This window comes from Vitiosangium sp. GDMCC 1.1324 (assembly GCF_003044305.1).
In the GTDB taxonomy this organism is placed as follows: Bacteria; Myxococcota; Myxococcia; order Myxococcales; family Myxococcaceae; genus Archangium.
In genome coordinates, this window is the sequence record NZ_PZOX01000015.1 from 227164 (window position 1) to 249134 (window position 21971).

The window sequence follows — 21971 nt, forward strand, 5'->3', positions numbered from 1 at the left end:
GATTTCCAATGGCCGAATCGGTCCTCCTCGTACACGACGACATCGCCACCATCGCCACCGTGCGCCGGCTGCTCGCACGCGAGGGCTATGAGGTCATTCTCGCCACCTCCGTGGCCGATGCCCTCATTGCCTTCGGCCACCACCTGCCCGTGCTCATCATCCTGGCGCCCGGGGTGGAGAGCGGGCGGGGCCACCTCGTCCTGGAGGAGCTCGGGCTGCACCCGGACATGCGGCTGGCGCGCGTGCTGCTGCTCGGCGAGCCCGTGCCCGGCAGTGCCGCTCCGGTGGCGCCCCTGCCCCTGGATGGTCCCGGGTTCATGGAGCAGGTGGCCGCCGTCATCCGCTCGCCCTCGGGCCCGGAGGCCTGGTACGCGGTGAAGGAGGACGTGACGCCCTCGGCTCCGGAGCCCGTCCCCGTGAGGTCCGGGCCCCCGGGACTCGTGCCCCGGTCCTCCGCGCCGGGCCGCAACGCCGCGCTGGAGCACGCGCTCTTCGACGATCTGCCGAAGCCGGACGAGCCCCGGGGCGCCGCGCCCTCCCTCGACGCCGAGGATCTGTTCTCACAGACGGAGCAGGCGGTGGGCACCGTTCCCACCACGCCACCCGCCATCGGAATGGGGGAGGCTCCGGGCCCGGCGGCCGCGGGGATGTTCGAGCCGGACCCTGGCGCCGAGGCGGAGTCGCTCTTCGGGCAGACGGAGCAGGCGGTGGCCGGGTCGGCCCAGGTTCCCGCCAGGCCCGGCGAGGATGAGCTGCGGCGCGCGGAGGTCGAGGTGCGCCGGGAGTCCTCCGCCCAGCGGCGTCTGCGGCAGGAGGAGCCCTCGCTGCCCACGTCGTCGGCGGGGCTCTTCGCGCGCACCCCCGCGATGGGGTCGGCGCTGCCCACCATCACGGCGGTGACTCCGGTCGAGATGGGGCCCGTGACGGGAGCGGCGCCCGTGGCGGAACCGCTCCATCCTCTGCCCTCGTTGCCTCCGGTGAAGGTCGTCGACATCGAGGCGGAGGCCCGTGCGGAGGCCGAGCGGCTCGCTCAACTGGAGATTGAAGCGGCATTGGCGCGCGAGCGGGAGGCGCGGGGGGCGGCGGAGGCACTGTCGTCCGCGGAGCCGCGGAAGAAGGACGTGCCCCGGCTCGGGGAGGAGGGATTCTTCGATGTGGAGCCGACCCCGATAGGGCGCACGCCGGCCCTCCCGCCGGAGGAGTCGGAGCCCCCATCCCAGCGGCACCTGGATGGCTCGGAGCTGGAGCCTGTGCCGGCGGATGCGCCGCTGCCGGCCGAGGGCAACGCACCGGAAGGTTGGGAGGAGCCGCAGCAGGAGAGCGTGGGCTCGGACTGGTTTGGCTCCGAGACCGCCGATGTGCCGCGGAGCGAGCCGGTCGAGGCCGCGCCGGTGAAGACCGGGGCGGCACCGGAAGGGGCGCGGGAGGCGGACGGGGAGGACGAGGCTCGGCCCGTGTCGAAGGGAGTGGTGGAGACCACGGCGAAGTTCCCGCTGAGGCCCGTGGCCGGGTCGGTGGATGCGCCGGACGTGGGGTCGCTCCCGGCGGATGACGCGGTCGCGGTGCTGGAAGTGCGCCTGATGCGGGCGGAGCGGCGGATCGCGCAGGTGCTGTCCGAGCGGGATGGCGCGGTGGGGCGCCGGCGCGAGTCGGAGCACAGGATCACGGAGCTCGAGACGCTTGTGGCGGAGCTCCAGGCCTCGCTGGAGAAGCGGGCGGAGGCGACGAACACCTACGAGGAATCGCTTGGCCGCATGCAGCGCGAGCTGGAGGCCGCGCGAGCGAGCGAGGCCTCCCTCCGTTCCGAGCTGGAGCGCCTGAAGCAGGAGGCGTGGTCCCGGGAGGAGTCGCTGAGGCGCGAGGCCGAGGCGCAGCGGACGCGGCTCACGACGCTCGCGGAGGAGCGGGGCCTGGAGGCCTCGCTGCGGCTGGAGGTGGAGCGGCAGCTGGAGGCGGCGCGGGCGCGGGAGGTGGAGCTCGAGCAGGCGCGCACGGCCGAGGCGCAGCGGCGCCAGGAAGTGGAGACCGAGGCGGCCAGGGTGCGCGAGCGCGACCAGCAGCTGGAGGTGCTCCAGAGGCAGCTCGGGGAGTGGCGCTCGAAGGCCGAGGAGCAGGAGCGGCGGCGTACGGAATCGGAGCGGCGCGCCGCGTCCGAGGATGCGGCTCGGGCGAAGGCGGAAGCGCGGGCGGAGGCGGAGCAGGACGGGCGGGCGGAGGCGGAAGCACGGGCGGAGGTAGAAGAGGCACGGCGGGCGAAGGCGGAAGCGCGGGCGGAGGCGGAGCAGGCCAGTCGGGCGAAGGCGGAAGCGCGGGCGGAGGCGGAGCAGGCCAGTCGGGCGAAGGCGGAAGCGCGGGCGGAGGCGGAGCAGGCCAGTCGGGCGAAGGCGGAAGCGCGGGCGGAGGCGGAGCAGGCCAGTCGGGCGAAGGCGGAAGCGCGGGCGGAGGCGGAGCAGGCCAGTCGGGCGAAGGCGGAAGCGCGGGCGGAGGCGGAGCAGGCCAGTCGGGCGAAGGCGGAAGCGCGGGCGGAGGCGGAGCAGGCCAGTCGGGCGGAAGCGGAAGCGCGGGCGGAGGCGGAGCAGACCAGGCGGGCGGAAGCGGAAGCGCGGGCCGAAGCAGAGCAGGCAAGGCGGACGAAGGCGGAGGCCCGAGCCGAGGCGGAGCAGGCCGGGCGGACGGAGGCGCAAGAGCGGGCCGAGGCGGAGGGGCAGGCGCGTGCACAGGCCGAGGCCCGAGCCGAGGCCGAATCGCGAGCCCGTGTCGATGCGGAGGCACGCATCGCCGCGGTGGAGAAGGCGCGCGCGGAAGCGGAGGCTCGAGCCGCCGCCGAGAAGAAGGCGCGGGCCGAGGTGGAAGCACGCTCGCGCTCGAACGCGGATGCGCGCGTGCAGTCGGAGATGAAGGCCCGCACCGAGGCGGAGTCTCGCGCCGAGGCGGCGGACGCGGCTCGTTCCGAAGCGGAAGCGCGGGCCGAGGTGGAGTCACGTGCCCGGGCCAGGGCGGAGCAGAACGCCGAGGCCGCGGAGAAGGCGCGTGCCCGGGCGGACGAGCGCGCCAGCAAGGCGGAGCGGGAGCGCACGGAGGCGCTCGGGCAGGCCGAGGAGCTGGAGCGGGCCCGTGTCGATGCGGAGACGCGTGCGGCGACCTCGGAGCGGTTGCGTATCGAGGTGGAGGCTCGGGTCGAGCGCTTGGAGAAGGCGCGGGCCACGTCGGACGGCCACGCCGAGGAACTGGAGCGGGCCCGTGTCGACGCGGAGACGAGGGCCGCGAACGCGGAGCGGCAGTTCGTCGAGCTGGAGGCCCGGGCCGAGCGCTTGGAGAAGGCGCGCGCCGCCCTGCAGGCCCGGGTCGCGGAGGAGAAGCATGCGCGAACCGAGGCGGAGGCGCGTGCCGAGGCCGCCGAGCAGGCGCACGCCGAGGCCCAGTCCCGGGTGGAAGCGGAGTCCGGGGCACGCGAGGAGCTGACCCGCAGGCGCTCGGAGCAGGAGGCGCGGCTCTCGTCCGAGGTCCGCCAGGCCCGAGCGGCGGCGGAGCGGCTCGAGGCGACGCTGGCCGAGGAGCGCGAGGAGCGGGAGCGGCTCTCCCGGGAAGTGGAGCGGCTCGGGGGGTTGCTGTCCGTGGCCCAGGCCGAGCTGGCCGCGCGCACCGAGCTCGCCGAGCAGCAGAGCCAGGAACTGGCCCAGGAGCGAGAGGAGCGCGAGCGGCTCGCCCAGGAAGTGGAGCGGCTCGAGGCCTCGCGATCCCAGTCCGAGACGGAGCTGTCCGGGCGCATCGCCCTCGCCGAGGAGACCGTCACCCGCGTGCGTGCGGAGACGGCGGCGGCCCTCGCGAAGGCTCGCGCCGAGGCCGAGGAGCTGGCAGCCCGGGCCCGGGCGGCGATCGTCTCCATCCAGGTGCCTGGCAAGTTCGAGGTGGACATCCCTCGCAGCGGGAGCGTCAACCAGGAGGGGCTCGCGCGGCTCGTCACCCGGCTCCAGGAGGCGCGGGCCCAGGTCCGCCTCGAGCTCAAGGTGGCCGGAGCCCTGCGCATCCTCTGGTTGAAGGACGGGGCGCTGGTGGGCGCCGTCTCCTCCGCGCCCGACGAGTCATTCGTCGACCGGGCGCGGGCCGATGGGCTCATCGACGCTCGACAGGAGAACGAGCTGCGTCTGGTGCGCGGTGTCTCCACGGGGGCGCTCATCGACGCCATGCGTGGCCGGGGCTACCTGCGTGAGAACGAGGTCGTCCCGCTCGTGCAGCGCTACACCGAGCAGGTCGCCCTGGACGCGCTCGGAGAGAGCTCCTCGCTGTACCGGCTCACCGAGGAGCCGCCTCCGCACGAGGTGGCCCTCGCCGCCTCCACCCGGCCGCTGCTGCACCTGCTGGCCGAGTCCCTGCGCAACGGTGTCTCCCCGGAGTCCTTCGTCGAGGCCGCGGGGGGCCTGCGCGCCGTGGTCGTCCGGGGCGAGCCCGAGCCCGCGCCCGAGGCCTTCGGGCTGTCCTCGCGTGAGCTGAGGCTGCTCGCGGAGATCGATGGCGAACAGACGCTCGAGCAACTGCTGCTGGGCGCGGGCATGCCGCAGGACACCGCGCTCAAGGTGCTCGCGGTCGCGAGGGCCCTGGGCCTCGTCACCCTCCGGCCCGCAGCTGGGGTCTCCGACGAGCAAGAGGCTCCGGGCGAGCTGGATGTGCGCCGGCTCGAGTCCAAGTTCGAGGAGATCCAGGACGCGGACTACTTCACCGTGCTCGGGCTCTCGCGCGCCGCGGGCAGCGAGGAGGTGAGGCGGGCCTTCGAGCTGCTCACCGCCGAGTTCCACCCGCTGCGCTTCGCGGGGCACCCGGATCCCGCGCTCCAGCACCGGGCCCAGCAGATCTCCAACGCCCTGTCCGAGGCAGCCCGGGCGCTCACGGACGATCGGCTGCGCGAGGAGTACGCCCGCAGCCTGATGGACTGAGCCCTACTTCACCCAGACCTTGAAGGGATTGGACTGCGCGACGATGTCCTTCCCGACGCGCACGGTGAGCACCACGTTGCCGCTCTGCTTGTCGAGGACGACGCGCTCCTGCCGCACGCCCTTGCTGAAGGGGTCGCTCAGGTTCGGGCTGACGTGTCCCTTGCTGGAGGAGAGCTGCACACGACCCGCGAAGCGGGCCGCATCCGGGCCCTCGGCTCGCAGGGTGACGATGAACGGGACACCGCGGACCTGGTCCGGAATGGGCTCGATGCGGAGTCCGGTGACCTGGAGCTGTCTGCCTCCGTCCCCTGGCTGCTGCGGGCACTCCGACCCCGAGCCTGGAGTCGGATCCGACGGGGGCTCGCTCGCGGTGCCATCACCCGGGTCGCCGTCCCCGTTCAAGGTCTCCAGCGCGGGAGGGACCGGGAGCACCGTGAGGCCCTGGGCGCGAACCGATTCGTTGCCGTCCTCCAGTTCCAGCCGGACCTCCTGGAGCCCGGCCGCCAGGTCCGAGGGCACGGTGGCTTGCAGTCTCCCATCCTGCTCCAGCGCGGTGACGGTCACCTTCTGCCCGCCGATCAGCACGGTCGGCATCAGCACGGTCGCCGTCCGCTTGCCGTAGTCCACCTTCATGGGGAGGGGCGCGTCCAGCTCGAGGGTGATCGTCGAGGCCTCACCGCTCATCACCTCCTCGGGCTCGATGGAGACGATGTTGGGCGCGGACGACGGAGCGGCGTCGCAAGCGCCCAGCAGCAGGGTACAGAGCAGCGCGGTCTTCCGGAGCACGGTGAAATCCTCCTGAACCGGTCTACCAGAGAATCACGGACTCCGGGCAGTGTGCCTCTTCTCACGGTCAGTGAAAAGCCGCGGGAGTTGATTTTTTCTCCTGAGCCCATCGCCAAACCGTGGAATTCAGGAAAATCAATGCCTGGGCAAGAGAAAAGGAAGGAATGGGGTGTCCAGCCGAGGACAGGGCCTGTCATCGCACCGGGCGCCAGGCCGAGGGGCGGGGAGGCATCTCCTCGGCCTGTGAAGGAGCGAGCGTCAGGGTGTTCGGGGTTGGTTGCCTGTCCATTCTTACGGGGTTAAGACGGGCGCCATGGTTCGCGAAATCCTCATCTGGCCCGATCCCATCCTGAAGCAGAAAGCCAGGCCGGTGGTGCAGGTGGACGAGTCCATCCGCACGCTGGTCAAGGACATGTTCGAGACCATGTACGCCGCCGACGGCGTGGGGCTCGCAGCGCCGCAGGTGGGAGTCCTGCAGCGCGTCATCGTCCTGGACACCCGGCCGCGTCAGCCCGAGTCCCAGCCCATCGCGATGATCAACCCGGAGATCATCGCCCTGGAGGGGAAGATGACCTACAACGAGGCCTGCCTGTCCATCCCCGGCGAGGCCGAGGACGTGGATCGCGCCGCGATGGTGACGGTGAAGTTCCTCGACACCGAGGGCCGTGAGCAGACGCTGACGTGTGACGGGCTGCTGTCCATCGCCGTGCAGCACGAGACGGACCACCTCAACGGGACCGTGTTCGTGGACCACGTCTCCACGCTCAAGCGCGAGCTCATCCGCAAGCGGATGAAGCGCGTCAAGGCGTCGCGCGAGAACCGGCCCTCGGCCTAGCCGTCCGCCGGCCTGGGAGTCACTCCCTTCTTGGGGCAGAGGTCCGCCACGCCACAGCGCTCGCACTCGGGCGCTCGGGCGAAGCAGGTCCTCCGTCCGTGCCAGACCAGGAGCTGGTGGCCCTTGGCCCACCGCTCCGGCGGCAGCAGAGCCTGCATGTCCTCCTCCACCTTGTCCGGATCCTCGTGGCGGGAGAACCCCAGCCGGTACGCCAGCCGCTTCACGTGCGTGTCCACGGGGAAGGCGTCGTCTCCGCCCAGGTGGATGCACACCACGCCGGCCGTCTTGCGGCCCACGCCCGGCAGCTTCTCCAGCGCGGCACGGGAGCGAGGCACTTCGCCACCGTGCTCCTTCACCAGCGCCTGCGCCGCCGCGATGATGTTCTTCGCCTTGGAGCGGTACAGCCCGCACGACTGGATGAAGGGCTCCACCTCCTCGACGCGGGCCTGGGCGTACGCTCGCGCGTCGGGGAAGCGCTGGAAGAGCGCGGGCGTGACCATGTTCACCCGCTTGTCCGTGCACTGCGCGGAGAGGATGACCGCCACCAGCAGCTCCATCGGGGTGCGATAGTCCAGCTCGATGCGCACGTCCGGCATGGCCCGTTCCAGCCGGTCCAGCACCTCCACCACCCGCTTCCGCTTCGACTCTTGTGTCTCGCGCGCCACACGGCCGCTGTATGACAGACCGACCTCTGACGTAAAGAAGTTTCCACTACCTGGCAGGACACCCATGAAGCCCATCGACTTCCGCTCCGACACCGTGACGAAGCCCACCCCCGCCATGCGTCGCGCCATGGCCGACGCCGAGGTGGGGGACGACGTCGATGGCGAGGACCCCACCGTGCGCCGGCTCGAGGAGCGCATCGCCGAGCGGCTCGGGCTCCCGGCGGCGCTCTTCGTGCCCACGGGGACGCAGGCCAACCAGATTGCCATCGGCCTGCACTGCCGCCCGGGGGACGAGGTCCTCGCCGAGGCGGGCAGCCACATCTTCCACTACGAGAGCGGCGCGGTGTCGGGCCTGTGGGGCGTGCAGCCGGCTCCGCTGGCGGGCGAGCGGGGGCTCATCACCCCCGAGCAGGTCTCCGCGGCGGTGCGCACGGACTTCATCGGCCCGCGCTCGCGGCTGCTGTCGCTGGAGAACACGCACAACCGGAGCGGCGGCGCGGTGTGGCCGCTGGAGCGATTCCGCGCGGTGGTCCAGGCGGGCCGCGAGGCGGGACTGGCGGTGCACCTGGACGGGGCGCGCCTCTTCAACGCCTCGGTGGCCACGGGCACGCCGGCCTCCGCGTGGGCCTCGCTCACGGACACCACGGCGGTGTGCTTCTCCAAGGGCCTGGGGGCTCCGGTGGGCTCGGCCATCCTGGGCTCGAAGGCGCTCATCGACGAGGCGCGCCGGCTGCGCAAGCGGCTGGGTGGGGCCATGCGGCAGGTGGGCATCATCGCCGCCGGGGCGCTGTACTCGTTGGAGCACCACGTGGAGCGGCTCGCCGAGGACCATGTCCACGCGCGCCGGCTGGCGGCGGGCCTCGCGGAGCTACCGGGCGTGAAGGTGGAGCCCGCCCGGGTGGAGACGAACATGATCGTCGCGGACTTCCCACTGCCGGTGCGGCAGGTGCTGCCGAAGCTGGCGGCCCAGGGCGTCCTCTGCGGCTCCACCGGTGCCGGGCCCCATGCCTCCGTCCGCCTGGTGACACATCTGGACGTGTCCGCCGCGGACATCGATGAGGCGCTGACGCGCATCCGCCGGGCACTGGCTGGCTGATTCCCAGGACGTGATAAAGTGGGCGGCGCCTTGCGTCGTCTCGCCGCCCTCCTGCTGCTCGTCCTGTCGGCGTGCGCCGCTCCCCGCGCACGCCAGAAGATGAGCTTCGCCGAGCTGTATGCCGAGCCCGGCTCGCCTCCGGCCGGAGTGGAGGCCGGTGTATCCCGGGACGAGGCGGGCAGGGGCCAGTTCCTGGCGAAGAAGGCCGAGCCGCTGATGGACGCTCCGGCCTCGATGGAGTTCCGGGCCGCGCTGGCGGAGTTCGCCACGCTGGCGCGCGCCGCTCGGACGCAGGTGAAACAGGGCAGCGCCATGCCGCGCGCCCAGGTGGACAACTGGCGGCAGATGAATGCCACCCTGGACGCGTTCCTCCGGCAGTCCGCGCGCAAGACGTCCTCGCTGGACGTGGTGCGCGCCCGGGTGACGCTGGAGGCCGAGCTGGAGCAGGACGCGCGCACCTATGGGGACATCCCCTCGGACCTGGCGGACGCGGTGCTCGCGCGGATGGAGCTGCTCGCGGTGCGCATGGCCGAGCTGCGTCACCTGCAGCTCAAGCCCTCGAAGAAGCCCATCCAGTTCGCCTGGCCGGTGGACCCGGTCGTCATCACCAGCGTCTTCGGCGTCCGGGTGCACCCCATCACCGGCGAGGAGAAGGATCACCAGGGCTTGGATCTCGCGGCGAAGCGCGGACAGCTCGTGTCGGCCGCGGCCCGGGGCGTGGTGGTGCGAGCCGGGTGGAACGGGGGCCATGGCAACCAGGTGGTCATCCAGCACGACGGGGACGTCACCACCCGCTACAGCCACCTGTCGCGCGTGCTGGTGACTCCGGGCGAGGTGGTCGAACAGGGCGACGTGGTGGGGGCGGCCGGCAAGACGGGCCTGGCCACCGGGGTGCACCTGCACTTCGAAATCTGGCACGGTGGCGAGCCGAGCGATCCCCTCGACGAGATGGGTCCCACGGACTCGGGCGAGGAGCCCGCGTTCGTGCAGCACGAGCAGCACGACACGGGAATGAGAAAGGGGCGCCGTCCCATGCTCGGACGACGCCCCCGGTGAGGTCGGAGCGCGCTCGCGGGCGTTCGCGGACTACAGCGAGTTCTTCAGCTCCTTGGCGGGCCGGAAGCCGATCGTCTTCGAGGCCTTGAGCTTCATCATCTCGTTGGTCTGCGGGTTGCGGATCTTCCGTGCCTTGCGAGAGCGGACCGACCAGGTGCCGAAGCCGGGGTAGCTGAAGCGCTGGTCCTTCTTCACCGCCTTGCCGATGTTGGCGAAGACGATGTCGAGAATCTCCGCCGCGGACTTCTTCGTCAGCCGCGACTGCGCCGCCACCACCTCCACGAGCTCTGCCTTGGTCATCCGCTCCTCCATGCCGCGTTGAATTGCGAAAGTCCGAGGTTGGTAACAAATCGCTCTTTTGTCTGTCAATGCTGGCAAAGCGTTGCGAGGCCGGAAGATCGGCCCCGGAGCGATCCGCGAGGAATTTGACGGCGCGCCAGGCTCCTCTAGAGAGGAGGAGCACGCCTGTCCGCATGCCTCCGTGCCCCGTGGCTTCGGGCCCCGGGATGTATGGATGTGATCGATTGAGAGGGTTTTCCTTTGTCATTTCGATCATTTACGAGGGGTTCGGTGATCCTGGCGGGCGCGGATGGCTGGCAGGTAATAGTGTGAGCGACCGAATGTTCCGCTCCCTGTTGATGATCGCCTGCCTGACGTTTCCGGCCTGCCGCGCCGTTGCCGCGGTGATCCCACCTCCGGAGTCCCCCGCGCGAGCCGAGGTCTGGGTGGACGGGGCCCGGAACGAGGCGGGAGACGGCACGCGGGCGCGACCCTTCACCTCGCTGGCGGAGGCGCTGGCGCGAGCGGTGAAGGGGGGTGCTCCCCTCCGGGTGCACCTGGCGCCAGGGCGGTATGCGGGCCCCATCGTCCTGCCCGCCGGGCTGGAACTGGTGGGAGCGGGGGAGGGCTCGGTGCTGCGAGGAGAGGGGGCGGGGCCGGTGGTGCGGGCTCCGGAGGGGGCCTTCCTGCGGGGCCTGGACATCCAGGGCGGGGGCTGGGGGCTGGAAGGGTCCGGCCCGGTGCTGCTGGAGGCGGTGCGCTTCCGGGGCCAGGGCACGGGGGCGGTGCGGGTGGAGGCGGGGCACCTCACGGTGGTGGGGGGCGTGTTCGAGGCGGGGGGCGCGGGGTCGGTGGGGGTGATGTTGGGGGCGGGCTCGCGGGCGGAGGTGCGGGAGGGCGCGTTCGTGGGCGCCTTCCGGCGGGGCGTGGAGGCGAGGGACTCGGAGGTGGAGCTGGAGTCCGCGCGCTTCCAGGGGCCGCTGACGGCGCTCTACCAGGTGCGGGGGCGGGTGCTGCTGCGGCACGCGAAGGTGGAGGGCGGGAACGAGGTGGGCCTCTTCGTCCAGCGGGGCACGCTGCGGCTCGAGGACGTCACCGTCACCGGACACGAGTATGGCCTCCAGGGCCTGGAGGCCACGCTGGAGGGGCGGGACTTCACCTCGGTGCGAGCGGTGCGGGCGGGCGTGGCGCTCATCGGCTCGCGAGGGGAGCTGGAGGACACGGTGGTGCTGGGCAGCGGGAGCTTCGGCGCGCTGTCACTGGTGGGCTCGGACATAGTGCTGCGCGGCGTCCGGGTGGATGGGGCGGATGCATATGGCATCACGGCGACGCGAGGGCGGCTGCTGCTCCAGCGGGCCGTCATCACCCGCCTGACGTCGAGAGAGAAGGACTCCGGTGACGGGCTGCACCTGCGCGACGCCGAGGTGGAGGCGGAGGGGCTCGTGGTGCGCGACGTGGTGGGCGCGGGCGTGCTGGCGGCGCAGGGCTCCCGGGTGGTGCTGCGTGACACGTCGCTGGAGTTGTGCCGGGAGGCCGGGGTGTGGGCCGAGACGCTGGCTCGGGTGACGGCCGAGGGCCTTCAAGTCCTCGGCTCCGGCGGGCCCGCGCTGGTTGCCCTGGAGGACGGCGAGTTGCGGGTGGACGCGCTCGTGGCGCGGGACAACGCCGCGGGGCTCGTGATGGCCGATTGCCAGGGGGCCACCGGGGTGAAGCTGGGCCGGGTGACGGGGCAGGGCCTGGAGCAGGGGGCGGCGCCCGCGGCGGCCTGCGTGGGACGGCTGTCACCCTGAGCTGCTTCCAGAGGGCGCGGGGAGTGGCTCGGGGCCGGCCTGGCGCAGGGGTGTGGCGCGAGCCGTCAGCCAGTCGCGCACCTCGGGTTGGATCTCGATGGGCGCGCCCGTGCCGAAGAGCAGATCTCCATGGCCGTAGTCCATCTTGTCGCCACGCTCGCAGCCGAAGATGTGCAGCTTCTTGTCCTGGGAGCCGACCAGCTCGTACTGAGCGCGCAGGTTCTTCGGTGGCGCCAGCCGATCCACGCTCCCGCCCATCACCAGCACCGGCACCGAGAGCCGCGCCAGCCCCGCGCGCCAGTCCACGCTCCCGTCGAAGGAGCGGAAGGCGTCATGGTCGATCCAGTCCTGGAGCTGGCGGAGCACGTTGCGGCTCATCGACGCCATCATGTTCGCGTACACCTTGCGCTGGGTGGGCGGGAGGATGTGCTTCGGGTTGATGATGACGTCGGACAGGGGCAGGGTGACGTAGCCGAGGAAGGGCGCCAGCGTGTGGCTGATCCACTCGTTGCGGAAGCCGCGAGGCCACGCGGCCCGGGCGCCCACATGGATGAGCCGGCGGAGGAGCGGATCCGGCGGGAAGAAGACTGGCGAGCCCAGCGCGAGCAGTCCCGCGAGCTTGGCCCCCTCGGGGCCCTGCGCCACGGCATAGCCCACGAGTCCCCCCAGCGAGTGTCCGACCCAGAACGCGCGCCGGGCCCCCGTCTGCGCGAGCGCCGCCTGGATGAGGGCGGGGGCGTCCTGGGCGACCAGGTCATCCACGGAGACGTGCGGCCAGCGGCGGCCCGGAGGTGGGCGCCGCGAGTGACCGATGCCCCGCCACTCCACGCTGTAGCAGTCGAAACCGGCCTCGGCCAGGGCGTGGGCCAGGGAGTAGGGCGGCTCGAAGTCGAAGGTGCAACGGTTGGCAGCCAGACCATGGCACAGCAGCACGGGCTCCTCGAAGCGCCGGTGCGAGGCGCGCCGCACGTGGACGGTCAGTTCCCACCCGTCCTGGCAGCGGACCTTCAGCCGCTCGGGAGGGGGCGTGCGCAGCCGGTACCACCAACGCACCCCGAGCACCCACAGGGCATTCGCACCCACCAGGGCGAGTCCCGCGAGCAGTACCCCCAGGGTCCAACGCACTGCGTCCATCGCTCCTCCGCTGAGAACGGACAAATAAAACCCTGCTATGGTTCGTTCTCCCCGGGCGCTCACCGCGATGGCCCGAGGCCGACCAGGAGGCAGGAGAACAGATGAGATCCCGCAAGTTGTTGTTCATCCTGCCGAATCTGTTCACCGTCACCTCCATTCTCTGCGGCTTCTACGCGATGACGCTGTGCGCGTCGGTGGAGGCGGGCCCGACGCAGTTCTATCAGGCGGCCCTGGCCATCCTCTTCGCCATGTTCTTCGACGGGTTCGACGGCCGTGTGGCCCGCCTGACGAAGACCCAGAGCGACTTCGGGATGCAGCTGGACAGCCTGGCGGATGTCGTCTCGTTCGGCGCCGCACCGGGCCTCCTGGTCTACAAGTGGGCGCTGGAGCCCCTGGGCTTCCTGGGCCTGTTCCTCTCCTTCGCCTTCGCCGCCTGCGGCGCGCTGCGGCTCGCGCGCTTCAACGTGCTCGCCATGCGCAGCCCCCACGGCGGTGGCGGCAGCTTCTTCGTCGGCCTGCCGATTCCCCTGGCCGCGGGCGTGCTCGTGTCGATGATCATCGCCCACCATGCCGCCACGGGCGGTGAGGTGCTCGAGGCCTCGGCCCGGGGCCCCGTGGCGGTGGCGGCGACCGCGCTCTCGCTGCTGATGGTGTCCACCGTCCGCTACCGGACCTTCAAGGACCTGCGCCTGTCCCCCCGCTCGGCGCTCGTCCTCATGTTGGTGCTCGCCAGCGGCGTCATCATCGGCACCCGCTTCCACCCGGCCTACGTGCTGATCGCCTACATGTTCGCCTACCTCGCCTTCGGCCTCATCGAGTCCGCCTTCGGGGTGCGCAAGCGCCTCGTGGCCCGGAAGCTGGGGAGCGGAGCGAGCGCCGCGGCCGTCCTCGAGGAGGAGGAGGAGGACGAGCTCGACGACGACGAGCCGGGGGACGAGCACAAGGTGGCGTAGTCCCCTCGAGCTGATGCGTGCTGGAGGCGGCGGGTGCGGCTAGGATGCGCCGCCCATGCGCGTCGAGCTGCTGTGCACCGGTGACGAGCTCGTCACCGGACTAACCCCCGACACCAACAGCCCGTACCTGGAGGCGCGGCTCTTCGAGCTGGGCATCAAGGTGCAACGGGTGGTGCTGGTGGGGGACGTCCGCGAAGACATCACCCGGGCCCTGCGAGAGGCCGCCAGCCGGTCGGACGTGGTCATCGTCTCGGGAGGGCTGGGCCCCACGGCGGACGACTTCACCGCCGAGTGCGCCGCGGCGGCCGCGGGCGTACCGCTCGTGGAGGACGCGCGGACGCTCCAGTTCCTGCGCGAGCGCGCCGCGAAGCGGGGCCGGGAGCTGGCGCCCAACGTGGCCCGCATGGCGCTGGTGCCCGAGGGCTCGGAGGTGGTGCCCAACCCCGTGGGTGCCGCGCCCCTGTTCATCCTGCGGCTGGGCGGCTGCCGGCTCTTCTTCCTTCCGGGAGTGCCTCGCGAGTACCACGCCCTCGTGGACGGCGAGGTCCTGCCGCGCGTGCGGGCGGAGCTGGAGAAGCGGCCGGATCGCACGTACAGGGCATTCCGCCTGCTGCGCACGGTGGGCCTCCCCGAGGCCGTCCTGGATGCGCGAGTGGCCCCCCTGGCCTCGGCGCACCCCCGGGTGGTGTTCGGCTTCCGGACGCACGCGCCGGAGAACCAGCTCAAGCTGATGGCGGAGGCGCCCTCCCAGGCCGAGGCCGAGGCCGCCCTGGCCGCCGCCGAGACCGCGGCTCGCCGGGAGCTCGGCCTGGCGGTGTACGGAGCGGACGGGGACACCTACCCCGTCGTGTTGGCGAGGCTGCTGACGGAGGCGCGGGCGACGCTGGCGCTCGCCGAGAGCTGCACGGGAGGCCTCATCGCGGCGCAGCTCACCGCGGTGCCGGGCGCGAGCAACTTCCTGATGGGCGGCGCGGTCGTCTACACCGAGCAGATGAAGACGGCCTGGGCGGGAGTGCCCGCCGAGCTGCTGGCCCGGCACGGCGCCGTGTCGGCTCCGGTGGCGGTGGCCATGGCGGAGGGCATCCGGGCCGCCTGCAAGACGACCTATGGCCTGTCGGTGACGGGATTCGCGGGCCCGACGGGGGGCACGCCCGAGGACCCGGTCGGGACCGTCTATTGTGCGCTCGCCCAGGAGGGTGCCCCCACCCGATGCGAGCGCTTCTCCATTCCAGGCGATCGGGACTTCGTGCGTCTCCTCGCCACCTCGAACGCGCTCGAGCTTCTGCGTGAGCGCCTGCTGACCGCCGCCTCATGAGCCGCTCCAAGTCCAAGCGTTCCAAGCCGTCCTCCGCCCAGAGCCGCGAGCCCGTGGCGCCCGCGCCCGAATCGACCATCGGTTCTCAGGCGGCTTCCCCCGCGCCCGAGAGCCCCGCGGCTCCGGAGCAACGCGTGGCGCCCGGCGTGTCCACGGACGAGCGGGGTGGGGTGGCGGGTGCGGCGCTGCGGATGTGGCTGGCGGCGTACCGGGTGGAGGTGGTGCTCTTCCTGGTGAGCTTCGCGGTGCTGGCCAGCTTCAGCTCGCAGCGCTTCCTGAGGCAGAGCGAGGCCCCGCACTTCGTGTACCAGGCGAAGGCGTGGCTGGAGGGGCGGCTGGACGTGGACCCCGAGGTCCTGCCGAACCTCGAGGACTGGGCATGCGTGCGCGAGGTGGCGGGGGCGAAGGTGCGGTGCGAGGGCCGGACGAGGCCGGGGGACCGCTGGTTCGTGAGCTTCCCGTCGTTCCCGGCGGTGGTGATGCTGCCCTTCGTGGCGCTGCACGGCTACCAGTTCAACGACACCTCGTTCGGGGTCATCGTCGGGGCGCTGGCGGTGGCGCTCTTCTACTCACTGCTGCGCTTCCTCGCGAAGGAGGGAGAGACGGCGCGAGACCGGACGGAGAACGTGGGACTGGCGCTGGTGCTGGCCTTCGGCACGCTCTTCTTCTACGCGTCCATTCGGGGCGAGGTGTGGTTCAGCGCGGAAGTCATGGGTGTGGCCTTCACGTGCCTCTACCTGCGCAACGCGGTGCGGGCGCACCGTCCGGTGCTCGCGGGCCTCTTCTTCTCCATGGCAACGCTCACCCGCACGCCGCTGCTGTTCGCCGGGCTCTTCTTCGTGCTGGAGGCGCTGTGTCCCGGGCCGGACCGGCTCGAGCAACTGAAGGCACTGGGCTCCAACTGGAGGCCCGCGGTGCGCAAGCTGGGCCTGTTCGCGCTCGGGGCCGCGCCACTGGCGCTGCTGGCGGCGGCGTACAACGTCTACCGCTTCGGCAACCCGGGCGAGTTCGGCCACGCGTTCCTCTACAACAACCGCGTCAACGTGGACATCGACCGCTGGGGCCTCTTCCACCCGGTGTACCTGTGGCGCAACCTGCAGGCGGCTTTCCTCAAGCTGCCGGGCATCTCGCTGAACCCGCTGCGGCTGTCGTACGACCCGCATGGCCTGTCGTTGCTGCTGACGCTGCCGCTGGTCGTCTTCCTGGTGGTGCCGAAGTTGAGGCCGCGTCTGCACTGGCCGCTGTGGCTGACGCTGGCGGTGACCGCGCTGCCCGGGCTCTTCTACCAGAACGATGGCTACATGCAGTTCGGCTTCCGGTTCAGCATCGACTACACGCCCTACCTGCTGCTGCTCTTCGCCATCGGTGGCTGGTCTCTGCGCAACCGGGCCGTGCTGGCCACGGTGGCCTTCGGCGTGTTGGTGAACTTCTGGGGCGCGGTGGCCTTCCGGGGCTACACCGAGCTTGTCCGGAACTGGTAGGGCAGGGCACGTTGTCTTGACCGGCCGCTGCCGGGCGAGCAGATAACGGGGCGTGACACAACCGCCCTCAGGACCCACTCCGCCCTCGGGACCGCCGCCCCCCGGCAAGCGCTGGCACACGCGCGAGGACAGCGGCATCCGGCTCGATGCCCGGCTGCGCTGGTGGCACGACGACGAGCCCATCGAGCACCCGCGCATCATCGAGCTCTTCAACAGCTCGCTCATCCTCGACGAGCAAGGGCGCTACCAGCTCCAGATTGGCCAGGACTGGTGCTACGTCCAGGTGGAGGGTGCGGCCTACGAGGTGCGCACCGTGGACGTGACCGAGGACGAGCGCATCTCCGTGCGCCTGAGCGATCGCACCGCCGAGGCGCTCGACCCATCCACGCTCGCCGTGGACTCCGAGGGCGTCCTCACCTGCCGGGTGAAGGGAGGGCGGGCCGGGGCACGCTTCTCCCGGGACGCCCAATACCAGCTCGGCGAGCTGCTGGAGCAGGACGAGGGCGGCCAGTTGTATCTGCGTGCGGGCCAGCGCCGCCTCGCGGTTCCGGTGTCGCTCGAGGTCCCTAGCGCCTAGGCCATCGCCGCGGGCGCCTCCATCTCGGCGCTCGCGTTCGGAGCGGGAACCGGGAGGGCGGTGCCCACCAGCTCACGGGCGAGCGCCTCCATGGCATCCGGGTGCTCACGCAGCCACTCGGCGGCCCGCTCGCGACCCTGGCCGATGCGCTCCCCGCGCAGGCTGAAGTGGCTGCCGGCCTTGTCCACCAGCCCCGCGTGCACCCCCAGGTCCAGCACCTCGCCCGGGCGGTGGATGCCCACGCCGTAGAGCAGGTCGAACTCCGCCTCCTGGAAGGGCGGGGCCACCTTGTTCTTCACCACCTTCACCTTGGCCCGCGTGCCCACCACGTTCTCGCCGTCCTTGAGGTTGCTCGTGCGGCGGATCTCCATGCGCACCGAGGAGTAGAACTTCAACGCGTTGCCGCCCGTGGTCGTCTCCGGGTTGCCGAACACCACGCCGATCTTCATGCGAATCTGATTGATGAAGATGATGCAGCACCCCGAGCGGCTCACAGCGCCCGTCAGCTTGCGCAGGGCCTGGCTCATCAGCCGGGCCTGGACGCCCATGTGCGCGTCGCCCATCTCGCCTTCGATTTCGGCGCGAGGCACCAGCGCCGCCACCGAGTCCACCACGATGAGGTCCACCGCCCCCGAGCGCACGAGCTGCTCGGTGATCTCCAGCGCCTGCTCGCCGGTATCCGGCTGGGAGATCAGCAGTTCCTCGACGCGCACGCCGAGCTTGCGCGCATAGTTGACGTCCAGCGCGTGCTCGGCGTCGATGAAGGCCGCCACGCCGCCCTGTGCCTGCACCTGGGCAATCGCGTGCAGCGTGAGCGTGGTCTTGCCCGAGGACTCATTGCCGAACAGCTCCACCACTCGTCCGCGCGGGTAGCCGCCCACGCCGAGCGCCCGGTCCAGCCCCACCGAGCCCGTGGGGATGATCGCCACCCGCTGCTCGCGCACTTCGCCGCCCAGGGGCATCACCGCGCCCTTGCCGAACTGCTTCTCGATCGCCGCCACCGCCGCCGCCACCGCCTTCAGCTTCTCCGTCAGCTTGTTCATCGTCTCTCCTCGCCGCCCTTGATGAGTGGGGTCGTGCCCTGGAGCCGGAATGGCCCGAGCGCGCCGCGAGGAGCATGAGCAACGCGCGTGCCGCGCACGGCTCACTCGGAGCGCGAGGGGCGGAGGAGTCCCGTGACGCGCGAGGTGTCCCGCGCGGTGGAGGAGGTGCCTCCTGAAGAGGAACATGGGGCGGAGGCCTCGCGGCCCTGCTCGCCCGGGGAGCGCGTGACTCAGGCTGGCGTTTCGGAGGGGTCGGTGGCGTTGCTGTCCTTGTCGCTCCCCGTCGCGAGCTCATCCTGGGGCACGCCGCCCGGGCCGCCGATGTCTCGATGGAGTTGGATGATGGCGTCGCGCACCTGGTTGACGAGCGCGTCGCGGGCAGCCCCCCTGATGCCCGCGGTGGCGATGGGCTGGCCCATCTTCACCCGGATGGGGTGGCGCCGCAGCAGGATGCTGCCGGAGGGAAGCATGTCGCGCGTGCCCTCGACGGCCATGGGGATGATGGGCACGCCTGCCTCCACGGCCAGCACGAAGGAGCCCTTCTTGAAGGGGAGGATGAGCCCGTCCTTCGAGCGAGTGCCCTCGGGGAAGACGAGGATGTTGGAGCCGGCGCGGATGCGCTCACCGGCGAGCTTGAGGCTGCGCATGGCCGCGCGCCGGTTGGAGCGGTTGATGAAGATCATCCCCGTGCCCGTCATGTACCAGCCGAGGAAGGGAACCCACTTGAGCACGTGCTTGGCGATGAAGCGGATGTTCGCCGGAATCACGGCGAAGGCCACGGGGATGTCGAAGATGGACTGGTGATTCATCAGGAAGATGTGGGGCCTGGTCCAGTCGACATCGGGCAGGGGCTCCACGAGCAGTGGCGAGCCGGTGATGCGCCAGTGCATGGGGGCCCAGAAGCGCCGGGCCATCATCAGCGGCACCTCCCCGTTGAGCGAGAGGATGGCCGCCAGCCCGGACGCGGTAATCCAGAACACCAGCCACAGGGTGAGGAAGACGGCCTGGAAGAGTGCGATGAGGGGGGACAGGAGCTTCATCAACCGGCCTTCTAGCTCGACCAACCGCGGCCGGGTACGGGGTCGATGCGAACGCGTCGATTCCGTTGAATTTCTCCTCGCTGGGAGGAACTTCCCGACCATGGCGATCCAGCGCGACAAGCTCCCCCACGTGGTCATCCTCGGTGGTGGTTTTGGCGGCCTGTACGCGGCGCGTTCACTGCGGAACGCTCCGGTGCGCGTCACCGTGGTGGACCGGCAGAACCATCATCTCTTCCAGCCGCTGCTGTACCAGGTGGCCACGGCCACGCTGAGCCCGGGGGAGATCGCCTCGCCGATCCGTTGCTTGCTGAGCAGGGAGGCGACGGTGCTGCTCGCAGAGGTGACGGGCGTGGACGTAGCGGGCAAGCGCGTGCTGCTGGCCGACGGGGAGTTGTCCTACGACTACCTCGTCATCGCTACGGGAGCGACACACTCCTACTTTGGCCACGACGAGTGGGCGAAATACGCGCTGGGACTGAAGACGATCGACGACGCGCTGGAGATCCGCCGGCGGGTGCTGCTGGCCTTCGAGCGGGCCGAGCGCGAGCCCGATCCGGCGCGTCGCCGCGAGCTGCTCACCTTCGTCATCATCGGCGCGGGACCGACGGGAGTGGAGATGGCGGGAGCGCTCGCGGAGATCTCCCGTCACACGCTGGCGAAGGACTTCCACAACATCGACCCTTCGCAGGCGCGGATCCTGCTGCTGGAGGGCCTGCCGCGCGTGTTGCCCATCTACCCGGAGCCTCTGTCGGAGAAGGCCCGGGAGGCGTTGGAGAAGCTCGGAGTGGAGGTCCGCACGAACACGCGGGTCACCCACATTGACGAGACGGGCGTGTACATCGGAGAGGAGCACATCCGGACGAGGAGCATCATCTGGGCCGCGGGAGTGGCGGCGTCTCCGGTGGCGAGCTCTTTGGGTGCTGAGCTGGACCGGGCGGGTCGCGTGCGGGTCTCGCCCGATCTCACGCTACCGGGCCGCCAGGACGTCTTCGTCATTGGGGACCTGGCGCACTTCGTCCAGGACGGCAATCCCATTCCGGGGGTAGCGCCCGCGGCCATCCAGCAGGGCAAGCATGCCGCGCGCAACATCCGCCGCCACGTGGAAGGCAAGGCACTGGAGCCCTTCCGCTACTGGGACCGGGGCACCTACGCGGTCATCGGGCGAGGCAAGGCGGTGGGAGTGGCCTTCCAGCGCATCCAGTCCTCGGGCTTCAGTGCATGGATGGCGTGGCTCGGCATCCACATCCTGTTCCTCATCGGATTCCGCAGCAAGCTGGCCGTGCTCCTGGACTGGGCGTACTCGTTCATTGCCTTCAAGCGTTCGGCCCGGCTCATCACGGGGCCGCTACCCGAGCTGGTGCGGCCCGAGAGGGCAGGGGAGGGCTCGTTCAAGGCTCGTCCGGGGGCGGGGAGCTCCACGCAGGAGGCCGCGGTCGGCTGAGGGAGGAGTCCTGCCAGAGCGGAGGACCTCCGTGGGTATTGGTGTGCAGCCAGTTCCTCCGGTCGATCTGCCGGCAACTGATGGCCAGAGTCATGTCCACCTCCTCGATGCGGTCGTGCCCTTCCAGGTCGGCCCGAGACAGTGCCAGCTTGAGGATGCGGTCATGGGCGCGGGCAGACAGGCTGAATTGGCGCACGGCCTTCTCGAGACACTCTTCGGCGCGCGGAGAGGGCTTGCAGTAGCGGTGCATCAGCCGCACCGGCATCTGGGCATTGCAGTGCACGCCTGGCTCGTCGCGGAAGCGGAAGCGCTGGCGCTCGCGTGCGGCTTCCACGCGCTCGCGGTAGTACGCGTTGGTCGGCTCCGCCGCGTCGTTGCGAGTGACGTGGTGGTACTCCACCGGGCGTGTCTGCAGGGTGATGTCGATGCGGTCCAGCAAGGGCCCGCTCACCCGGGAGTGGTAGTCGTGGATGCGGTACTCCTTGCAGTGGCAGTTGTGCCCGGGGACGTTGAAGTAGCCGCACGGGCAGGGGTTCATCGCCGCGACCAGCATCACCCGGCAGGGATAGGTCACGTGCTGGGTGGCGCGAGCCAGGTGGATGGAGCCTTCCTCCAGGGGTTGTCGCAGCACTTCCAGGACGTTCTTACGGAACTCAGGGAACTCATCGAGGAAGAGCACGCCGTGGTGGGCCAGGGAGAGTTCTCCGGGCCGAGTGGTCGGGCCGCCGCCCACCAGCCCCGCGTCGGAGATGGTGTGGTGGGGCGAGCGGAAGGGCCGCTCGCGCATCAGCGCCTGCTCGTCCCCCAGCAGGCCGAGCACGGAGTAGATCTTCGTGACCTCGAGGGCCTCCTCGAACGTCATGGTGGGGAGGATGCCGGGCAGCCGGCGGGCGAGCATCGTCTTGCCCGAGCCGGGCGGACCGCACAGCAGCACGTTGTGGCCACCAGCGGCGGCCAGCTCCAGTGCTGTCTTCAGGTCCGCCTGTCCCCGGACATCGGACATGTCCAGCGGCGTCTGGCGCGTCCGTGAGAGGGCAGGGGCACTATTTTCGCGGGTGAAGGGGGGCAGGGGCTTTTCGCCAGTGAGATGGTCCACCGCCTCGCGCAGGTTGCTGACGGCCAGCACGTGGATGCCCTCCACCAACGCCGCCTCGGCCGCGTTCGCCGCTGGCACCATCACGCCGTCATAGCCACCATCTCGCGCCGCCACCGCGAGTGGCAGGACGCCCTTGATGGGCTTCACCCACCCGTCCAGCGACAGCTCCCCGCCGAAGAGGTAGTGCGACAGGGGCTCCTCTTCCATCAGTTTCGCCGCCGCCAGCACTCCCAACGCGATGGGCAGCTCGAAGGCTGCTCCCTCCTTACGAATATCCGCGGTTTGGTGCTCCGCCGGATTCCGCGCGGTGCCGGACGGTGCCGCCCAGAGGGCGGGTGGCATGGGCTCTTTCCGTGTTGTCGTGGCAGATGCCGCCAAGTGCGTCCCGGCGCGGGACAAGGGTGGGACGCGGCGGGACGCTGTTTTCAGTCCCTTTCCAGGCCCGACAACGTC

The 21971-nt window shown here is 70.9% G+C and carries 17 protein-coding genes; 10 read left to right on the forward strand and 7 right to left on the reverse strand.

Going from position 1 to position 21971, the window contains the following annotated elements:
* Positions 1 to 8: 8 nt before the first annotated feature.
* Positions 9 to 4931, forward strand: coding sequence for a hypothetical protein (locus tag DAT35_RS36215; protein WP_108073823.1), 4923 nt, complete (start codon positions 9 to 11; stop codon positions 4929 to 4931).
* 3 nt (positions 4932 to 4934) lie between these two features.
* On the opposite strand, the gene DAT35_RS36220 is transcribed toward DAT35_RS36215, so the two are convergent.
* Positions 4935 to 5717, reverse strand: a complete 783-nt coding sequence (locus tag DAT35_RS36220) for a hypothetical protein (protein WP_108073824.1) — start codon at positions 5715 to 5717, stop codon at positions 4935 to 4937.
* A gap of 313 nt (positions 5718 to 6030) precedes the next feature.
* Here DAT35_RS36220 and def point away from each other — a divergent pair, with 313 nt between their 5' ends.
* Entirely contained in the window at positions 6031 to 6552 is a 522-nt protein-coding gene (def, locus tag DAT35_RS36225; protein WP_108073825.1) for a peptide deformylase, read from the forward strand.
* On the opposite strand, the gene nth is transcribed toward def, so the two are convergent.
* Positions 6549 to 7148, reverse strand: a complete 600-nt coding sequence (gene nth / locus DAT35_RS36230; RefSeq protein ID WP_369946305.1) for an endonuclease III — start codon at positions 7146 to 7148, stop codon at positions 6549 to 6551. The two genes, def and nth, sit on opposite strands and share 4 nt — an antisense overlap.
* Positions 7149 to 7281: 133 nt before the next feature.
* Here nth and DAT35_RS36235 point away from each other — a divergent pair, with 133 nt between their 5' ends.
* Positions 7282 to 8313: a low specificity L-threonine aldolase gene (locus tag DAT35_RS36235; protein WP_108073826.1), complete on the forward strand. Its 1032-nt coding sequence runs from the start codon at positions 7282 to 7284 to the stop codon at positions 8311 to 8313.
* 30 nt (positions 8314 to 8343) lie between these two features.
* Positions 8344 to 9369 (forward strand): M23 family metallopeptidase, encoded by a 1026-nt coding sequence (locus DAT35_RS36240; protein ID WP_108073943.1) that lies wholly within the window; start codon positions 8344 to 8346, stop codon positions 9367 to 9369.
* A 30-nt stretch (positions 9370 to 9399) separates the two neighbouring features.
* On the opposite strand, the gene DAT35_RS36245 is transcribed toward DAT35_RS36240, so the two are convergent.
* A complete protein-coding gene (locus DAT35_RS36245) occupies positions 9400 to 9669 on the reverse strand; it encodes an HU family DNA-binding protein (RefSeq protein WP_108073827.1) in 270 nt (89 codons plus the stop codon).
* Positions 9670 to 9989: 320 nt separating this feature from the next.
* Here DAT35_RS36245 and DAT35_RS61905 point away from each other — a divergent pair, with 320 nt between their 5' ends.
* Positions 9990 to 11438: a hypothetical protein gene (locus DAT35_RS61905; RefSeq protein WP_108073828.1), complete on the forward strand. Its 1449-nt coding sequence runs from the start codon at positions 9990 to 9992 to the stop codon at positions 11436 to 11438.
* Here the strand turns inward: DAT35_RS61905 and DAT35_RS36255 are convergent.
* Positions 11430 to 12572 carry an alpha/beta fold hydrolase gene (locus tag DAT35_RS36255; RefSeq protein WP_108073829.1) on the reverse strand — a complete coding sequence of 381 codons (1143 nt, stop codon included), beginning with the start codon at positions 12570 to 12572 and terminating at the stop codon, positions 11430 to 11432. The two genes, DAT35_RS61905 and DAT35_RS36255, sit on opposite strands and share 9 nt — an antisense overlap.
* Positions 12573 to 12673: 101 nt before the next feature.
* On the opposite strand from DAT35_RS36255, the gene pssA reads away from it, so the two are divergent.
* From pssA to DAT35_RS36275, 4 genes are read left to right on the forward strand one after another with little or no spacing between them, the layout of a single operon-like run.
* Positions 12674 to 13525 carry a CDP-diacylglycerol--serine O-phosphatidyltransferase gene (pssA, locus tag DAT35_RS36260; protein WP_108073830.1) on the forward strand — a complete coding sequence of 284 codons (852 nt, stop codon included), beginning with the start codon at positions 12674 to 12676 and terminating at the stop codon, positions 13523 to 13525.
* Between the two features lie 55 nt (positions 13526 to 13580).
* On the forward strand, positions 13581 to 14840 hold the full coding sequence (locus tag DAT35_RS36265) for a CinA family nicotinamide mononucleotide deamidase-related protein (RefSeq protein ID WP_108073831.1): 1260 nt from the start codon (positions 13581 to 13583) through the stop codon (positions 14838 to 14840).
* On the forward strand, positions 14837 to 16321 hold the full coding sequence (locus DAT35_RS36270; protein WP_108073832.1) for a hypothetical protein: 1485 nt from the start codon (positions 14837 to 14839) through the stop codon (positions 16319 to 16321). The genes DAT35_RS36265 and DAT35_RS36270 overlap by 4 nt, the downstream gene beginning before the upstream one ends.
* Before the next feature lie 52 nt (positions 16322 to 16373).
* Positions 16374 to 16898, forward strand: a complete 525-nt coding sequence (locus DAT35_RS36275) for a DUF1285 domain-containing protein (protein ID WP_108073833.1) — start codon at positions 16374 to 16376, stop codon at positions 16896 to 16898.
* Here the strand turns inward: DAT35_RS36275 and recA are convergent.
* Both recA and DAT35_RS36285 read right to left on the reverse strand, forming a co-directional pair.
* Positions 16895 to 17941, reverse strand: a complete 1047-nt coding sequence (recA, locus tag DAT35_RS36280; RefSeq protein WP_108073834.1) for a recombinase RecA — start codon at positions 17939 to 17941, stop codon at positions 16895 to 16897. The two genes, DAT35_RS36275 and recA, sit on opposite strands and share 4 nt — an antisense overlap.
* 230 nt (positions 17942 to 18171) lie before the next feature.
* Positions 18172 to 18981 carry a 1-acyl-sn-glycerol-3-phosphate acyltransferase gene (locus DAT35_RS36285; RefSeq protein WP_108073835.1) on the reverse strand — a complete coding sequence of 270 codons (810 nt, stop codon included), beginning with the start codon at positions 18979 to 18981 and terminating at the stop codon, positions 18172 to 18174.
* Positions 18982 to 19081: 100 nt separating this feature from the next.
* Between DAT35_RS36285 and DAT35_RS36290 the strand changes: the two genes are divergently transcribed.
* Complete coding sequence (locus DAT35_RS36290; RefSeq protein ID WP_199243095.1) at positions 19082 to 20422, forward strand: NAD(P)/FAD-dependent oxidoreductase; 1341 nt, start codon at positions 19082 to 19084, stop codon at positions 20420 to 20422.
* Here DAT35_RS36290 and DAT35_RS36295 read toward each other — a convergent pair.
* Entirely contained in the window at positions 20370 to 21860 is a 1491-nt protein-coding gene (locus tag DAT35_RS36295) for a YifB family Mg chelatase-like AAA ATPase (RefSeq protein ID WP_108073836.1), read from the reverse strand. The two genes, DAT35_RS36290 and DAT35_RS36295, sit on opposite strands and share 53 nt — an antisense overlap.
* Positions 21861 to 21971: the final 111 nt, after the last annotated feature.

What these genes read in the sequence shown, in the direction of transcription:
- DAT35_RS36290 (WP_199243095.1), top strand. Translation starts at nt 19,082, where the DNA reads ATGGCGATCCAGCGCGACAAGCTCCCCCACGTGGTCATCCTCGGTGGT.
- def (WP_108073825.1), top strand. Translation starts at nt 6,031, where the DNA reads ATGGTTCGCGAAATCCTCATCTGGCCCGATCCCATCCTGAAGCAGAAA.
- DAT35_RS36245 (WP_108073827.1), bottom strand. Translation starts at nt 9,669, where the DNA reads ATGACCAAGGCAGAGCTCGTGGAGGTGGTGGCGGCGCAGTCGCGGCTG.
- DAT35_RS36235 (WP_108073826.1), top strand. Translation starts at nt 7,282, where the DNA reads ATGAAGCCCATCGACTTCCGCTCCGACACCGTGACGAAGCCCACCCCC.
- nth (WP_369946305.1), bottom strand. Translation starts at nt 7,148, where the DNA reads ATGCCGGACGTGCGCATCGAGCTGGACTATCGCACCCCGATGGAGCTG.
- DAT35_RS61905 (WP_108073828.1), top strand. Translation starts at nt 9,990, where the DNA reads ATGTTCCGCTCCCTGTTGATGATCGCCTGCCTGACGTTTCCGGCCTGC.
- DAT35_RS36255 (WP_108073829.1), bottom strand. Translation starts at nt 12,572, where the DNA reads ATGGACGCAGTGCGTTGGACCCTGGGGGTACTGCTCGCGGGACTCGCC.
- pssA (WP_108073830.1), top strand. Translation starts at nt 12,674, where the DNA reads ATGAGATCCCGCAAGTTGTTGTTCATCCTGCCGAATCTGTTCACCGTC.
- DAT35_RS36215 (WP_108073823.1), top strand. Translation starts at nt 9, where the DNA reads ATGGCCGAATCGGTCCTCCTCGTACACGACGACATCGCCACCATCGCC.
- DAT35_RS36285 (WP_108073835.1), bottom strand. Translation starts at nt 18,981, where the DNA reads ATGAAGCTCCTGTCCCCCCTCATCGCACTCTTCCAGGCCGTCTTCCTC.
- DAT35_RS36295 (WP_108073836.1), bottom strand. Translation starts at nt 21,860, where the DNA reads ATGCCACCCGCCCTCTGGGCGGCACCGTCCGGCACCGCGCGGAATCCG.
- recA (WP_108073834.1), bottom strand. Translation starts at nt 17,941, where the DNA reads ATGAACAAGCTGACGGAGAAGCTGAAGGCGGTGGCGGCGGCGGTGGCG.
- DAT35_RS36265 (WP_108073831.1), top strand. Translation starts at nt 13,581, where the DNA reads ATGCGCGTCGAGCTGCTGTGCACCGGTGACGAGCTCGTCACCGGACTA.
- DAT35_RS36270 (WP_108073832.1), top strand. Translation starts at nt 14,837, where the DNA reads ATGAGCCGCTCCAAGTCCAAGCGTTCCAAGCCGTCCTCCGCCCAGAGC.